The 16,485-nt window shown below is 40.8% G+C and carries 12 protein-coding genes; 10 read left to right on the plus strand and 2 right to left on the minus strand.

Annotated elements, in window-relative coordinates:
• Positions 1–66: 66 nt before the first annotated feature.
• Complete coding sequence (gene uvrB / locus C9J45_RS03875; RefSeq protein WP_107206153.1) at positions 67–2,094, minus strand: excinuclease ABC subunit UvrB; 2,028 nt, start codon at positions 2,092–2,094, stop codon at positions 67–69.
• Between the two features lie 1,161 nt (positions 2,095–3,255).
• Positions 3,256–3,993 (minus strand): dipeptidase PepE, encoded by a 738-nt coding sequence (gene pepE, locus C9J45_RS03880; RefSeq protein WP_107206152.1) that lies wholly within the window; start codon positions 3,991–3,993, stop codon positions 3,256–3,258.
• Positions 3,994–4,388: 395 nt separating this feature from the next.
• Between pepE and rsxA the strand changes: the two genes are divergently transcribed.
• The 10 genes from rsxA to C9J45_RS03930 all read left to right on the plus strand — a co-directional run bounded on the left by rsxA (position 4,389) and on the right by C9J45_RS03930 (position 16,475).
• Complete coding sequence (gene rsxA / locus C9J45_RS03885; protein WP_045083337.1) at positions 4,389–4,970, plus strand: electron transport complex subunit RsxA; 582 nt, start codon at positions 4,389–4,391, stop codon at positions 4,968–4,970.
• The gene (gene rsxB / locus C9J45_RS03890) at positions 4,970–5,554 is read left to right on the plus strand and encodes an electron transport complex subunit RsxB (RefSeq protein WP_105059814.1); all 585 of its coding nucleotides are present in this window, start codon (positions 4,970–4,972) and stop codon (positions 5,552–5,554) included. Before rsxA ends, rsxB begins: the two co-directional genes overlap by 1 nt.
• A 2-nt stretch (positions 5,555–5,556) precedes the next feature.
• Positions 5,557–7,887, plus strand: a complete 2,331-nt coding sequence (gene rsxC, locus C9J45_RS03895; protein ID WP_107206151.1) for an electron transport complex subunit RsxC — start codon at positions 5,557–5,559, stop codon at positions 7,885–7,887.
• 2 nt (positions 7,888–7,889) lie between these two features.
• Complete coding sequence (gene rsxD, locus C9J45_RS03900) at positions 7,890–8,936, plus strand: electron transport complex subunit RsxD (RefSeq protein WP_107206150.1); 1,047 nt, start codon at positions 7,890–7,892, stop codon at positions 8,934–8,936.
• A gap of 14 nt (positions 8,937–8,950) precedes the next feature.
• Positions 8,951–9,583, plus strand: a complete 633-nt coding sequence (rsxG, locus tag C9J45_RS03905; protein WP_107206149.1) for an electron transport complex subunit RsxG — start codon at positions 8,951–8,953, stop codon at positions 9,581–9,583.
• A 1-nt stretch (position 9,584) separates the two neighbouring features.
• Positions 9,585–10,283 carry an electron transport complex subunit E gene (locus C9J45_RS03910; RefSeq protein WP_107206148.1) on the plus strand — a complete coding sequence of 233 codons (699 nt, stop codon included), beginning with the start codon at positions 9,585–9,587 and terminating at the stop codon, positions 10,281–10,283.
• A 152-nt stretch (positions 10,284–10,435) separates the two neighbouring features.
• Positions 10,436–11,089, plus strand: a complete 654-nt coding sequence (nth, locus tag C9J45_RS03915; protein ID WP_107292156.1) for an endonuclease III — start codon at positions 10,436–10,438, stop codon at positions 11,087–11,089.
• A gap of 106 nt (positions 11,090–11,195) precedes the next feature.
• Positions 11,196–12,521 carry a site-specific integrase gene (locus C9J45_RS03920; protein WP_107292157.1) on the plus strand — a complete coding sequence of 442 codons (1,326 nt, stop codon included), beginning with the start codon at positions 11,196–11,198 and terminating at the stop codon, positions 12,519–12,521.
• On the plus strand, positions 12,511–14,157 hold the full coding sequence (locus C9J45_RS21720; protein WP_107292158.1) for a hypothetical protein: 1,647 nt from the start codon (positions 12,511–12,513) through the stop codon (positions 14,155–14,157). The genes C9J45_RS03920 and C9J45_RS21720 overlap by 11 nt, the downstream gene beginning before the upstream one ends.
• On the plus strand, positions 14,154–16,475 hold the full coding sequence (locus C9J45_RS03930) for a hypothetical protein (RefSeq protein ID WP_107292159.1): 2,322 nt from the start codon (positions 14,154–14,156) through the stop codon (positions 16,473–16,475). Before C9J45_RS21720 ends, C9J45_RS03930 begins: the two co-directional genes overlap by 4 nt.
• Positions 16,476–16,485: the final 10 nt, after the last annotated feature.

The following is a 16,485-nucleotide window of genomic DNA, read 5'->3' on the forward strand; positions in this document are numbered from 1 at the left end:
TTTTTTATCGGTTGGCTTTTTTTTACCCAAAATTCAAGATCCACAAGAAAAATAGCCAATAACCAATTAACTATTGGCGATAAATTGCTGCCTTAGTTTATGGATCTTATCGCGTGTTTCTGCCGCTTGTTCAAATTCAAGATTTTGTGCAAAGTCGTACATTTGTTTTTCCAGTACTTGAATTTGTGATTCGAGCTCTTGTGGCGAAAGCGCTGAATACGTTCCTTTGCTTTCTGCCACTTTGTGAAGATCTGCCGCTCTATTTCGCGACTTTCCTCGTGAACTTGGAGCGCCTAATTCAAGAATGTCACCAATTTTCTTATTCAACTTTTGAGGTGTAATACCGTGCTCAAGGTTATATTCAATTTGCTTTTCACGACGTCGCTGGGTTTCGTTAATTGCACGCGCCATTGAACCTGTAATACGGTCACCATACAGAATCGCTCTACCCTCTATATTACGAGCAGCTCGACCAATCGTCTGTATTAATGAACGTTCAGATCGCAAAAAACCTTCTTTATCAGCGTCTAGAATCGCAACTAATGACACTTCGGGCATGTCTAACCCTTCGCGCAATAAGTTAATGCCCACTAGCACATCAAACTCACCTAATCGTAAATCGCGAATAATTTCCACCCGCTCTACGGTATCAATATCAGAGTGTAAGTAACGCACCTTCACACCATGCTCTGTAAGGTACTCAGTGAGATCTTCTGCCATACGCTTAGTAAGGGTTGTAACTAATACTCGCTCACCTTTTTTCTCTCTAATATGTATTTCAGAAAGCAAATCATCCACTTGTGTACCAACAGGGCGTACTTCAATTTCAGGATCAAGTAATCCCGTTGGGCGTACCACCTGCTCTGCTATATCATTACCCGACTTTTCAATCTCATAATTACCCGGTGTGGCTGACACATAAATCGTTTGAGGCGCTAACGATTCAAACTCTTCAAACTTCATCGGTCGGTTATCAAGCGCAGAAGGAAGACGGAATCCATATTCAACTAAGTTTTCCTTACGAGAGCGATCACCACGGTACATCGCGCCAATTTGCGACACAGTTACGTGTGATTCATCAATGATCAGTAAGCCATCAGCAGGTAAGTAATCAAACAATGTTGGTGGTGGCTCACCCTCAGCACGCCCACTAAGATAACGTGAGTAGTTTTCAATACCAGAGCAAAAACCTAGCTCATTCATCATCTCAATATCGAATTGTGTGCGCTGACTAATTCTCTGCTCTTCGACGAGTTTATTGTTTCCTAAAAACTGCTCTTTGCGCAAAACCAGTTCTTTTTTTATCCCTTCAATCGCGTCTAAGATTTTCTCTCGTGGCGTCACATAGTGTGTTTTAGGGTAAATAGTAGTACGCGGCATATCACGATGCGTGATACTGCCAGTCAGGGGATCAAAGGATGAAATACATTCCACTTCATCATCAAATAACTCAAGACGAATCGCTTCTTTTTCTGACTCTGCAGGGAAAATATCAATCACTTCCCCACGAACTCGAAAAGTACCGCGCTCAAAGGCCATATCATTACGGGTATATTGCAACTCAGCCAGACGACGAAGAATGTCACGCTGATCAAGAAAATCACCACGCCGAACATGTAGCATCATTTTTAGGTAAGAATCAGGATCACCCAAACCATAGATCGCAGACACAGAAGCGATAATAATAACATCGCGTCGTTCCATTAATGCTTTGGTTGCTGATAGTCGCATCTGCTCAATATGCGCATTAACCGACGCATCCTTTTCAATGAATGTGTCCGTTGTAGGCACATACGCTTCGGGCTGGTAATAGTCATAGTAGGATACAAAGTATTCTACAGCACTATTTGGAAAGAACTCTTTCATCTCACCATATAACTGTGCTGCCAACGTTTTATTTGGTGCAAGGATCAAAGTCGGTCGATTAGCTTGGGCAATAACATTAGCCACGGTAAAAGTTTTACCTGAACCTGTTACGCCAAGTAACGTTTGGTGCGCTAGTCCTGAATCTAAACCATCAACCAATTGAGCAATAGCGGTAGGTTGATCGCCTGATGGTGAATATTCAGAAGCAAGAGAAAATAAGTCGCTCATAAATTACATATCCAGCAATAAATTACTGTTTACATTGTGGATAGACCATTAGTAATGTCAACTACTGGAAATACTTGCGATGAAGAAACTAAATTGCAGATAAAAAAATAGCTTCAATATTAGTTAAGTGAATACTAAGAGTTTGAACACCAAACATGACTCACAGAATAAAAGACCACAACTATTTACAACAGTCTGTAAATAGCCCCCTTTGGGTCTTAACTAACTAATATTGAAGCAAACAACATTATATTGTAAAAAGCTAACTCAACTTATAAGCAAAACGTTAAGCTAAATTTGACGTGTAGGCATTAAGTACCCTTATCTTAAATCATAAGTTTAAATGCCTGACTCGAATCCAGGAACTTAATGTGGAATGAATCATAAAGCGAAGGGCAGGCAAGGTAAAAGTTACCACGTGAATATAAATGAAGGATAAATAAGCCAGGGTTATATGTCGTTCTGAATTTCAGAATATTGATGTTTACCACCGCAGAAATAAAACCATAACTCATTAATTAATAACAATATTGTATTTAATATTATTAAATGGTGAATTTCACAATGAGCAAAAAAATTAAAAAATATATGATTTTTTTTATCTCTTTTTATGAAATTATTACCTAAATATTAATATAAAGCAGAAAAATGAATCCAGATCAATTGACCGACCATGTTGTAACACGTATTATGCTCTCCCCTTCAAAGAAACATCTAAGCTTCATACCGTTAACCTTTAAAAAACAATTAAACATTAACGTTTACATCCACAGCTTATACCTATTCTGTTCAATTTTTTAGCTCAATGAAAAGCAACCATCAGTAATATCTGTCTGCTTAACAATGGCTCTTATAGATATGCATCTAGTCAATAATAGTATTTGAAATTAGTACCTTTTTATCATCATCCCTCTCAAACATAACAAAGTGATGAATGCAAACTACCACTCTCCAATACGTTTACAAGATGAAATCAACACACTTATCCACAGTTTTTGTGGATAACTAAGTTAAACACTGGTCAAATCTACTATTCTAAAAATCAAGCATTATTTTATAAGCATCTGGGAGCAATTTTGTAAAATGAAAGCCTTCCACATAACCACTATAAAAAAACCAGCATAACGCTGGCTTTTCTTTAGTAGAATATTGTCTGATGTATTAACAGCTATATTCCATCATAAATTGAATATCTTGCCCTTCCTCAAAATAAACAGGCTCAACGTCATACTGGAATAGCTTTAATGGCTTACCATTTGCTGTGTGGTAGCTTAACTCTCCATCTAATAACTGCAGCCATGTTCCTTCTGGAATCCCCACAACCGGCTCATGCTTATTCACTTCTAAAAACTCTTGAATACGCTCATCACGGGTTTCTCCCATATGACCTTCAACCGACGCTTCTAGATAATGCGGGTTTATTTGGAAAGGAACAAAGTTAAGTGAGCTTAGCACTGCACTGGTGACAATCGGCATATCGTTAGTGGTACGAATAGTTGGGCAACCAATATTGGTACCTGCACTCCAACCAATATAGGGAATACCTTTCGCTAATACCGCCTTACGTAACGGTCCAACTAAACCTAAGTCATGAAGTTTTTTATTTAAAACCCATGTATTACCACCACTTACAATAATTCCTTCAGCTTCCTCAATGGCTTTAACTGGATCGGCTGCTTGATGAATACCTGTTGCAACACAATCAATACCTAAACGATCAAATGTCGCTTGTACCATCGCCACACGATCATCATGACTCGATCGAATCACAGCATAAGGAATAACAAGAAAATGTTTAGCGCCAGTTCGCTTAACTTGCTCAACAATTGCATCACCCGCAAATTCCATTACATGGGTATTACCTGCAATTTTACCGTTACTCAATAATAAAATATCCATCACATCTATCCTATGCTCATTCAATGATGCCATCATCTCACACGATGATCACAAGTGCCCTTACATAAAACGAGGTTTAAAACGGCTTTACAAGCTATCCAAACATATTTTGCGAAAACTTAACTCATCATCACAAGCTTTCTGGCTAAGGCATACAGTCAAATAACAATTAATAAACACAAAACCAAAAACTGATAACTTCTGCGTCATATGCAGTGGGTGTTTTTTGATCGCACAGCTAAACAAAGCCGTAGTAACTAAATTAAAAACTTATATTTCATGATCTATCTTTATGAAAAACACAATAATCACTAAAACCCTACACCACAGGAGTTGTTATAACGGCAACAAAATCAGATAATGTTTAGATCTCTTTTAATAATAATGAAGCCGGTATGACTGAATACCTCCTATTACTTATTGGTACTGTGTTGGTTAACAACTTTGTACTCGTTAAATTTTTAGGCTTATGTCCATTTATGGGCGTATCTAAAAAATTAGAAACAGCTATTGGAATGGGCTTAGCAACCACTTTTGTGCTGACGCTTGCTTCTGTTTGTGCTTATCTTGTTGAAACTTACATTTTGGATCCATTAGGGATTCAGTACCTACGCACACTAAGCTTTATTCTAGTCATTGCCGTTGTTGTGCAATTCACAGAAATGGTCGTACATAAAACAAGCCCAACGCTTTATCGTTTATTAGGTATTTTCTTACCACTTATCACCACTAACTGTGCGGTGTTAGGTGTCGCCTTATTAAACGTAAATGAGCGTCATAACTTTATTGAATCCGTTATTTATGGTTTTGGTGCTGCAGTGGGTTTCTCACTTGTGCTTGTTTTATTTGCTTCTATGCGTGAACGCATTGCTGCCGCTGATGTACCTGAGCCATTCAAAGGCGCATCCATTGCGATGATCACCGCAGGGCTAATGTCTCTTGCATTTATGGGCTTTACTGGATTGGTGAAATTGTAATGAGTGGGATCCTTATCGCAGTCATTGCCATCGTTATTCTGGCTGCCATTTTCGGACTAATTCTTGGGTTTGCTTCGGTTAAATTTAAAGTTGAAGCCGATCCTATTGTTGAACAAATCGACAGTATTCTTCCGCAAACCCAATGTGGTCAATGTGGCTATCCTGGCTGTCGCCCTTACGCAGAAGCGATTGCCAATGGCGATGTGATCAATAAGTGTCCTCCTGGCGGTCAAGTTACTATTGAAAAATTAGCTGACTTGATGGGTGTTGATGTTCCTGATTCAACCCAAGGTACAGAAGAAAACATTAAAAAAGTCGCATTTATTCATGAAGATATGTGCATTGGCTGTACTAAATGTATTCAAGCGTGCCCTGTCGATGCCATTGTTGGCGGCACTAAATCTATGCATACGGTTATCAAAGACGAATGTACAGGTTGCGATCTCTGTGTTGCTCCCTGCCCTACTGACTGTATCGAAATGATCCCAGTTAAAGAAACGCCTGATAATTGGAAATGGCAACTAAACCAAATTCCAATCGTAAATATCAGTGATGCACCGAGTACAGAAAAGGTAGAGTCGTAGTTATGCTATCTATCATTGAGCAAATCAAACAAGGTAAGTTGTGGGATTTCCACGGCGGTATTCATCCCGCTGAAAATAAAAAAATCTCAAATCAAGCACCTATCGTTAGTGCTGGTATTCCACAAGAACTCGTTTTACCACTTAAGCAGCATATTGGTTCTAAAGGTGACATTATTGTTGCTGTTGGCGACAAAGTACAAAAAGGTCAAGCTCTGACACAAGGTGACATTGCAATGTGTGTCCCTGTGCATGCGCCTACATCTGGTACAGTAATAGCCATTGAACAACGTACGACTGCTCACCCTTCAGGTTTAAGCGATTTATGTATCGTTCTTCACCCAGATCACACCGATACTTGGGGAGAGAAAAAAACCTATGCCGATTATCAAGATCGTGATCCCGCAGAACTGATCGAAACAATCCGTTTGAGTGGTATCGCTGGATTAGGTGGTGCTGGTTTCCCTACCGCAAGAAAACTTCAAGGCGGTTTAGGTAATGTTGATATTTTAATTATCAACGCGGCTGAGTGTGAGCCATATATTACTGCCGATGACCGACTCATGCGCGATTATGCTGAAGAAGTGATCGAAGGGGTTCGTATTCTTCGCCATATTATTAGCCCAAAGCTAACAATCATCGGTATTGAAGATAACAAACCTGAAGCGATTAAAGCCCTTGAGCAGCATGTCACCGAAGCAGACAACATTCTGATACGTGTTGTACCAACAAAATATCCATCTGGTAGCTCAAAGCAGTTAGTTAAAATTTTAACAGGCAGAGAAGTACCAAGTCAGTCACGTTCAACTTCTGTTGGCGTTATCATGCAAAACATAGGTACTGCTTTTGCAATTAAACGCGCCATTATCGACGGTGAACCACTAATTGAGCGTGTTGTTACGCTAACCGGTGAAGCCTTTAAGAAACGTGGTAATGTTTTTGCTATGTTAGGTACGCCGATTGCCTACTTATTAGATAAGTTTGGCTATAAAGCCGATAAAAAACATCCTCGTGTGATCATTGGTGGATCGTTAATGGGATTTACACTCCCACATTCCAATGTACCGATCACCAAAATAACAAACTGTATTTTGGCACCAAAACGCAAAGAACTCCCATTACATACCTATGAAATGGCATGTATCCGTTGTTCTGCTTGTGCGGATGTTTGCCCATCATCATTGCTCCCACAGCAATTACAGTGGTACGCCAAGGATCAAAATTACGACAAGTGTGAAGAATATAATCTGCAAGATTGTATTGAGTGCGGTGCTTGTGCATATGTCTGTCCAAGTGAGATCCCTCTTGTTCAGTACTATCGCCAAGCAAAAGCTGAGATCTGGGCACGTAGCCAAGATGAAATGAATGCAGAACGAGCTCGCCAACGCTTTGAAGCCAAACAAGCACGCATGGAACGTGATAAGGCTGAACGTGAAAACCGCTTTAAAAAAGCGGCTGATTCTCGTCGTGATGAAATGGCGAAAACTGGGGGTGATGATGCAGTCGCTGCCGCTATTGCCCGCGTAAAAGCCAAACAAGCAGCAGCCGCTAAAGCAGATACAGCAGAAGTGAAACCGGCTGTTGCAGCAGCGATTGCAAAAGCAAAAGCAAAACAAGCAGCTTCAGCACAAGGTGCAACTTCAGAAAGCCTGCCAGATAACAGTGAAATGGCGAAATTACGTGAAGAGCGTAAGCGTCAAGCTCGTGAACGTAAGGCTGAAAAAGAAGCTACAGCAAATAACCAAACCGCTACTGAAAATGACAGTAAAAAAGATGCTGTCGCAGCTGCCGTCGCCCGCGCTAAAGCAAGAAAAGCCGCACAACAAGCACAAGCGGAATCAACACCAGAATATGAAGTTGAAGCTGAAAGCGTTGATCCGAAAAAAGCCGCTGTTGCTGCTGCCGTCGCTCGTGCTAAAGCAAGAAAAGCCGCACAACAAGCAGAGGCACAAGCAGAATCAGCACCTGAACCTGTAGTTGAAGCTGAAAACGTTGATCCAAAAAAAGCCGCTGTTGCTGCTGCCGTCGCTCGTGCTAAAGCAAGAAAAGCCGCACAACAAACAGAAGCACAAGCAGAATCAGCACCAGAATCTATAGTTGAAGCTGAAAACGTTGATCCGAAAAAAGCCGCTGTTGCTGCTGCCGTCGCTCGTGCTAAAGCAAGAAAAGCCGCACAACAAACAGAAGCACAAGCAGAATCAGCACCTGAACCTGTAGTTGAAGCTGAAAACGTTGATCCGAAAAAAGCCGCTGTTGCTGCTGCCGTCGCTCGCGCTAAAGCAAGAAAAGCGGCACAACAAGCCGCCAAAGAACAACAAAACATTGAGGAAGATTAACCGTGGCGTTTAATATTGCCAGTTCACCCCATGACCATAACCGCCGAAGCACCAGCGCTATTATGCGTACAGTTATATTATGCTCGGTATTTGGCGTTATTGCTCAATGCTACTTCTTTGGTTTCGGTACTCTGATCCAAATTGTATTAGCATCTATTTCTGCAATCATATTTGAAGCGATTATTGTAAAACTGCGTAAACGTCCTGTTGTACCTTATTTAAGAGATAATACAGCTCTGCTTACTGGCGTATTAATTGGTTTATCAATCCCACCATTAGCACCTTGGTGGTTAACTGTTATTGGTGTTTTCTTTGCGATAGTCATTGCAAAACACCTTTATGGCGGTATGGGACAAAACCTCTTTAACCCCGCGATGATTGCTTATGTCGTACTGCTCATTTCATTCCCAGTACAGATGACAACCTGGTTACCACCAGCATCATTGAGTGCACAACCAGCTAACTTTATGGATAGTATTTATGCAATCTTTACTGGCTTTACTCAAGATGGATTTAGTGTTCCACAACTGAAAATGTCAGTTGATGGTTACACGATGGCAACACCGCTAGATACACTAAAAACAGCGTTACACACAGGGTTTACAACGGCTGAAACAATGACAAAACCTGTTTACGGCGCGATTGCAGGTATTGGCTGGGAGTGGATTAACATGGGCTTCCTTGTTGGTGGTTTAATCTTATTAAAGCTTCGTGTTATTCAATGGCATATCCCTGTTGCTATGCTAACGTCACTATTTGTGATCAGTAGCCTTGTTTACATTGTTCATCCTGATACGACTGGCTCTCCGTTGTTGCACCTATTCTCAGGTGCAACCATGTTAGGTGCTTTCTTTATTGCCACCGATCCAGTAACAGCATCAACGACGGTAAAAGGCCGTTTAATTTTTGGTAGCTTTATCGGTGTCATGATTTATCTGATCCGCACATGGGGTGGCTTCCCAGATGGCGTTGCCTTTGCCGTTTTACTGGGTAACTTATGTGTACCACTTATTGATTACTACACTCGTCCTCGTACTTACGGGCACTAATTAAGAGAGCAGCCATGTTTAATGCAATGAAAAAAAACGGTGCTATTCTTGCCACTTTTGCGTGTTTAGCGACAGCGCTAGTAGCCCTGACGAACTACCTAACAGAAGATCGTATAGCAGAGCAGCAGCGGGTACAGTTACTGGATACTCTAAACCAAGTGATTCCCGTAGCAAGCCACGATAACTTACTCTACAAAAGTTGTACTTTAGTAAGAGATCATAAGCGTTTAGGTACATTGGCTCAGATGCCTGCTTATATCGCTAAAAAAGATAATAAGCCTGTTGGTGTGGCAATTGAAGGGATTGCCCCTGACGGTTATAGCGGCGCAATTAAAATTATTGTTGGTTTAGACATGAATGGCGTGATCACTGGCGTTCGTGTATTACAACAAAACGAAACTCCAGGATTGGGTGATAAAATTGAAACCACTGTTAGTAACTGGATTTACAGCTTTAATGGTAAGCGGGTAAATGGTGATAACGACCCATCATTTAAAGTACGTAAAGATGGTGGTGAATTTGATCAATTCACAGGTGCGACCATAACACCGCGAGCCGTCGTCAAAGCAGTAAAAAATATTTCGTTATACTGGGATCAAAACCAGGATAAAATCATCAACCAACCACTTGATTGTGCAGGTGAGTGATATGACAACTAATAAAGAGTTAATGGCAAATGGCTTATGGCTAAATAACCCGACCATTGTTCAGCTTCTCGGCCTATGCCCTTTACTTGCCGTTTCATCAACGGTGACAAATGCTTTAGGTTTGGGGCTTGCGACGACTTTAGTACTGATAGGCTCAAACTTAATTGTGTCTTTAATTCGTCACTGGGTACCCTCTGAGATCCGTATTCCAGTGTTTGTAATGATCATTGCCTCACTCGTAACCTGCGTACAGTTATTGATGAATGCCTTTACTTTTGGTTTATACAAATCATTAGGGATCTTCATCGCCTTGATTGTAACCAACTGTATTATCATTGGTCGCGCTGAAGCCTTTGCCTCTAAAAATGCACCATTACCAGCAGTACTCGATGGTTTATGGATGGGGTTAGGCATGACATCTGCGCTATTCATTCTGGGCGCAATGCGAGAACTATTGAGCAAAGGAACCTTATTTGATGGTGCTGATCGCCTACTAGGTAGCTGGGCATCAGTTTTACGAATCCAAGTATTCCATTTTGATTCAGGGTTCTTGCTTGCAATGTTACCACCGGGTGCCTTTCTTGGTGTCGGTTTGATGATTGCGGCCAAAAATGTGATTGATAAACGCCGTCAACAAAAACAGCCTAAAGAAGCATCAAAGCCAACGGTTGAACGTGCTCGCGTCACTAGCGTAGACTAAAGATCAAACCCAATAAGTATCATACTTATTGGGTTTCTTTTTATTACATATCGCGACAAAATAATGGAATAGTAAAATGCTTAATTGCAACGACAGATGCTCACTCTGTCACTCCCTACTTATATTGCAATAAGCCTTATTTGGAATAGAAAATGAATAATCAAAAACGCGTCCAAATTCTTGAACGTTTACGCGCTGAAAACCCACACCCGGAAACAGAGCTTCATTGGAGCACGCCTTTCGAGTTATTGATTGCGGTATTACTCTCAGCTCAAGCTACCGATGTCAGCGTAAATAAAGCAACCGACAAGCTTTATCCTGTTGCTAATACCCCTCAAGCTATTTACGACTTAGGCGTTGACGGCGTTAAAGAATATATAAAAACCATTGGGTTATTTAATTCTAAAGCAGAAAATGTCATTAAAACCTGCCGTATTCTCTTAGATAAACATAATGGCGAGATCCCAGAAAACCGAGAAGCATTAGAAGCACTACCAGGGGTTGGTCGAAAGACCGCAAATGTTGTTTTAAATACGGCATTTGGATGGCCGACAATTGCAGTAGATACTCACATCTTCCGAGTTTGTAATCGAACTAAATTTGCCATGGGGAAAAACGTCGACCAAGTTGAAGAGAAACTCTTAAAGGTTGTGCCAAAAGAATTTAAAGTTGATGTTCACCATTGGTTAATTTTACACGGACGCTATACCTGCATTGCAAGAAAACCGCGCTGTGGCAGCTGCCTAATCGAGGACCTCTGTGAATACTCTCCACCAAAAGAAAGTGTAAAGAAAAAGAAGAAATAAATACACTTAAATCCTTGATGGCTCTTTAATGAGCCATTTTTTTACTTTACAAAATCACCAAGTGTAACTATGTTAGATTAATATGTAACCAACTTTTGATTTTGTAATGAATGAATTAAGTGAAAATGTTGCAGTAAAAATTTATAAAGATGCCGATGGGTACAGCTTTCCCCTCATTGTAAGATCTGGTGTATTTCCCGCTTGCTTGTACCTTAATGCTTATCTTAACGGAAACCATAACTCCCCACTATCGGCAAGAAAGAATAAAGCAAGCGCTCAAACTCCAGCTTTTCATACACTAAAAAAATACGCCTATGAGCTGAAATTTTTATACTGTTATTTTATCGAGCAAGGTATCGATCTTGTTGAGCGTGTCAGCTCTGGTGAATTTCTTTCAAGGCAAGAGGTCGATGATTTTGTTAGATCGTGCAAGCTTTATGCTAATGAAGGCACTATTGATGAAAGTAATACCGTAGCAATTTCTGACAAGCGCATAAGAGATGCCATCCATGCGACTTCACATAGCCAACCACAAGTTTCCGCACACACATTACGTCAGCGCTTAATTCGACTGAGGGCTTATATCGAATACTTGTTCGTTTGCCACCACTATGATCAAGAGCCAACTAATACTCAAGCCAGAGTGGACGACCAATTCAATAAGTTTAAGTTATACATCAACACGTTTATTGGCGGCACACGTAAAAATAACACCATCGTTAAAGATGCATTTGAGTCGGTAATACCTTCAGATAAGTTCTTTTATTTGCTTGAAATCATCAAAGAGAGTTCACCTGAGAACCCATTTAAATCCAGCAAATTAAGAAACCAACTCATCATGCAAATTCTAATTAACACAGGGGTTCGTGTTGGTGCGGTTTTAAAGCTAAAAGTCAGTGACTTGATTGACGATTGGGATAACCCTCGCTTCCTATTGACCAGAACTCCCAATGATCCGACTGATCCAAGGTTAGAACGCCCATCAAATAAAACCAAAGCGCTATCGGTTTCTATTTCCTCAGAGTTAATGAAGCTTATCAAGCTCTACATACAAACTGTACGAGCAGAAAATACAACCGCCCGTGAACATGACTTTGTGTTTATCTCAGAAAAAGGGACAACATCAGGGCAACCGCTCACGTATAAATCCATTCACAAAATCGTAGATAAATTTGGTGAGGCATTAGGTATCAAGCTCCACCCTCACAAGCTTCGTCATAAATGGAATGAAGTTTTTGAAGATAAGGCGAGAGAGCATGGGTTAACGCCTGAAAAAATTGAAGATTTACGCAAATATGCAATGGGCTGGGTTGAAGACTCGAAAATGGCATCCGTCTATAACGAATATCAACTGGCGGTCACTGTGGCTGATATTTCCGCTAGAACCCAATCTAAAACTGTTCCGAGGTTAGGAGGTGGTCATGAGTCATAGCCATATCGCAACATTAAAAAAGGAGTACGATGGTCAGCGCATATTCAATGCAAGAGAAGATGGTTACTCTTTTGATGTGCTTTCAGATACGTGGGAGCTTGGTTATAAATCCTATTTATATCTAAATTGGATGAATGAACTAAATACTAATACTTATCTGGACTTAAAATTAGCAATAGCACATGCCGCAAAGCATTACGCTCATGGCTCTCTATACAGCCACGTTAGCATCCTCAAATCCATTGTAAAATATCTCGACATTTACGATTTTCAGGCGTGGTGGCTCACACTAGATACTTACAAGAAAAATGTCAGAGATGGCTTATACGCCCTATGCCACCCAAGAAATGGTTATATCTGTCATACTCTCCAACCGTTATATGACACAGTTAAAGATGAAAATTTAAAGCGCCAAGGTTTAATGAAAGGCATTCTTGACCCAAAAACTGGTGCTTACAGTGAAGTTGAGCACGACAATATTCTTGAAAGCTTAAGAATTGAAACGAAGCAAGTATTAGAAGGGGAAATACTATCGCAAAAAAAGTTTACCGCACTACGGAATGTCATAGCCAGTCAGTTACTTCTCGCCCTGATAAGACGACCAACCCAACTTGTGCAACTTAAATGGTGTGATGTTTTACCTGTAGGGGAAACCTTTTTATCTCATAAAGAACCGAACCTTAACTGGAAACCCGTTACTCAACACTTGTTCTCAGATGTGGAGCAATTGCACGTTCGCACCTTTAAAGGCAAGGATGGACAATTTCGAGGTGATGCGGAATCACGCTCAAACCGCCTAGAGTCAGACTTTTCTCGATTGCTTTTGCGTTACTATCAGGTTTATGAACACTACCTTTTACATTCGCTGTCTATACAACACATTACATTAGGTGAAGATGAAACCAAAGAACTCATGAGACGCCTACCTGTATTGCCTGAGCAAAGCTTATTTAGCTCTAGTTTTGAATCTAAAGCAGAACTGTTTATCTCCAATAGCGATACCTCAAAAGCCTATCATATGAAATCGGTCACCCTTGGAGCCAATATACGTTATTTATTCGGAAACAAACTCAAGCCAAACAGCGATAGATGTCCAAACGATTCTTTGAATCTTGGTAACAACCGCTGGCGACACACCATTCTCACCCAAGGAGCAAAATATGGGTTAAGCCCTGCCCACCTTGCTGCTATAACAGGTGTCACCATTGATGCGATTATCCCCTATCTTGATTTGAAAACCTCAGAGCGAATAAAAATTGATGAGGCGTATGCTGGGAACCATATCATCAAGCGATTTGATAGCCTGTCGGTAAAAGAGTTACAAGCGCACGATGATTTCAAAGTAAAAAGCAGGTTTGATGAAGAAATTGGCCATAAACTCAATCCTGCTAACTGCTCCAGTTGTCAGTCAAAAGGCGGTGCGCCTATGGCCTGTTATCCCTGCGACAACTTTAGACCTCTAGAAACGGCAAACCATCAACAATATCTTGATAAAGCGGAAAGAAAACTGGTGATAAATAGTCAATCAGCACACCCTGCGACAGTCAAACGCCTCAAGAAAATCATTCTTTACATCAAGGCGACTATAGCCATTTGTGAAGAGAGAAAAACGGCTAAGCTTGGAGATGAAAAATGAACACGCTCAACCGTTACATAATCAATCAACACGCTTATATCGCCGAAAAGAAAAAACAGCCATTACTTGGTTTTACCGCGCCATCAGGTCAGCAAGCAACGTGGGAGGACATTGCTGTTACCTTTACCAGCAACAAAGGCATCTCTATTAACCTCCTTTTCAATAACAATAATCAACCCCACGCCAAGATTAACTCAACTTTTTCCGATAAAGACAGGCTCGATGAACATACGCACCATCTACTCTTTGCCTTTGCTCTTGATGTGCTGAAAGAAAATATTTCTAACAAGAGGAAGAGAGATAAAGTCACTACGGCAAGAAAATTTCTTATTGCTCTTAATGAAAATATCGCTTCTTCCAGTCTGGATGAGATTCAAAACACCATCGATGAAATGAAGTATATCCAGTATCTTTCTGCATTTTTTGAGTGGCTAAAAGCCCATAAGATGCTTCCAGCGAGTATGACTCCGAACTTAACCAAGGCGGTAAACTCAATAAGAGCCAAAAGCGGTGATGACGCTATCGAGGCTGAAAATAGTAAACTGCCTGATGAAAAGGCGTTATTGGCACTCGGGGCGATCTTTTATGATGCAATCCCGCCTTATCACGACATCAAGAATAAAGAGAACACTAATTCTTGGGCTGCTCTCATCCATCCAACAACGAGTCAACTCGATAGTTATGTTTGCACCATGTCAGCACTTGCGATGTCGTCCCCCAATCGAGCGGCAGCAGAGCAAGTGTTACTAACCAAGCAACGCGTGAAAGCCCATAATGAAATGGTCGATAACGACATTAATACTGTCTACTACCTTAATTGGCGTGGGTCCAAAGGATATAAAGACTATCAGAATCATATCAATGCTGAAATGGCCGAAAGCCTAGACCGAGCATTACACTATACCGCTCTTGTAACTGAGCCAGCGAGAGTATTAGCAAGGTTTTATCAAAACCCAAACCTAAGTTTAAAAAAGGTGTTAGGTGAGTTTAAGCCAAGTGCCAAAAACCTAGATGCACTCAAACCCAACGACAGTAAACCGACCAACCTGATCCAGCTTGGTTTTTTATTGGGCTTTTATGATGACAGCGACGGCTATGCCCGTGTTACGTGCGATACCAAGGGTGCGATTGATGCGACAAAACGTAAAAATTCCCCTGTATTTATCAAACACATCACCAAGCTGTTACCACTCGATAAACTAGAAATTAAAAGGCATTGTCCTTATGTATCCTTACTTGTTGGCGTTACTGTCGGCTGCAAAACCCAATTGAGTAAATATTTCAATGGTCAAACAGAAATGACGGTTGAGGAATTTCAAAACCATTACATTACAACTAATCAACAAGCTATGTCAGGGTACAATAACGCTAAGACCAAGCGTGTCGATTATGAGCAAGCTTTATTTACCTATACAGAAAAACAATTAAGAACTAAGCAAGCCTCTCACTTCCTGTTAGTTCCCATCGAATCTTTAGGTGATTTTTTTGAAAAAACCATCAAAAAAGGCAAAAACGCTTACGCTACCATCTTTGAGCGGCATAGTTTCTCAACAGGTTTCGCAATCACCCCTCACCAATTCAGGCATTGGCAAAATAACTACCTAGCAAATAAGGGGGTGCCCCACTTACTCATAACGATGCTGTCTGGCCGTAAAAACCCTGAGCAAACACTCGACTATATCCACACGACTAATGCCCAAAATGCCTTAGTGATCAGTGATATTCTATATGAAAAAGAAACCGAGGAAGAAGTACAAGATAAGGTTGGCAAACGCCTACAGAGTAAAGCTCAATACGATGATGCCACCGATAACTTAAGCCCAACTTTTGTCAGTGAGGTCGGCTTTTGCACCCAAGATTTAACGTTAACCCCTTGCACTTACATGACGGAATTTGAAACACAATGCACACTCTGTTCATCCTCATGCCATATTGCGCATGATAAAGATGCGATTGAACTGCTAAATAAGGATTTAACAATCCAGAAACACAACCTAAAGCAAGTTCAGGAGGCCATTAACTTTGCAACCAGTGAAGGAATGCAGCAATGGTATGAAACCCACTACCAAAATACTTGTATGCTCAAGAGTCTTATTGAAGTGCTATCAGATGACTCCATCAAAGAAGGGGCTATTGTTCGTTTTTTGACTCGTTCAAATGTCATGCGAATTACAGATTTAGAAACCAAGACAGTAACAGAACGTAAGCTATCGCTACCTGATGCGAAAGAAGCTCTTCAAGCGGCTCTTGCTGCAACAACCCAAACAAATAACGACTCAGCTAAAGATAACTTTTTAGGCTTTTTGGGATCAGTATAGGGAAATACAC

This window comes from Photobacterium sp. GB-1, assembly GCF_003026165.1.
Lineage (GTDB): Bacteria > Pseudomonadota > Gammaproteobacteria > Enterobacterales > Vibrionaceae > Photobacterium.

Bases quoted from the DNA above. Each gene is read 5' to 3' on its own strand.
- rsxC (WP_107206151.1), top strand. From the start codon at position 5,557: ATGCTATCTATCATTGAGCAAATCAAACAAGGTAAGTTGTGGGATTTC.
- C9J45_RS03930 (WP_107292159.1), top strand. From the start codon at position 14,154: ATGAACACGCTCAACCGTTACATAATCAATCAACACGCTTATATCGCC.
- uvrB (WP_107206153.1), bottom strand. From the start codon at position 2,094: ATGAGCGACTTATTTTCTCTTGCTTCTGAATATTCACCATCAGGCGAT.
- pepE (WP_107206152.1), bottom strand. From the start codon at position 3,993: ATGGATATTTTATTATTGAGTAACGGTAAAATTGCAGGTAATACCCAT.
- rsxA (WP_045083337.1), top strand. From the start codon at position 4,389: ATGACTGAATACCTCCTATTACTTATTGGTACTGTGTTGGTTAACAAC.
- C9J45_RS03920 (WP_107292157.1), top strand. From the start codon at position 11,196: ATGAATGAATTAAGTGAAAATGTTGCAGTAAAAATTTATAAAGATGCC.
- nth (WP_107292156.1), top strand. From the start codon at position 10,436: ATGAATAATCAAAAACGCGTCCAAATTCTTGAACGTTTACGCGCTGAA.
- C9J45_RS03910 (WP_107206148.1), top strand. From the start codon at position 9,585: ATGACAACTAATAAAGAGTTAATGGCAAATGGCTTATGGCTAAATAAC.
- C9J45_RS21720 (WP_107292158.1), top strand. From the start codon at position 12,511: ATGAGTCATAGCCATATCGCAACATTAAAAAAGGAGTACGATGGTCAG.
- rsxB (WP_105059814.1), top strand. From the start codon at position 4,970: ATGAGTGGGATCCTTATCGCAGTCATTGCCATCGTTATTCTGGCTGCC.
- rsxG (WP_107206149.1), top strand. From the start codon at position 8,951: ATGTTTAATGCAATGAAAAAAAACGGTGCTATTCTTGCCACTTTTGCG.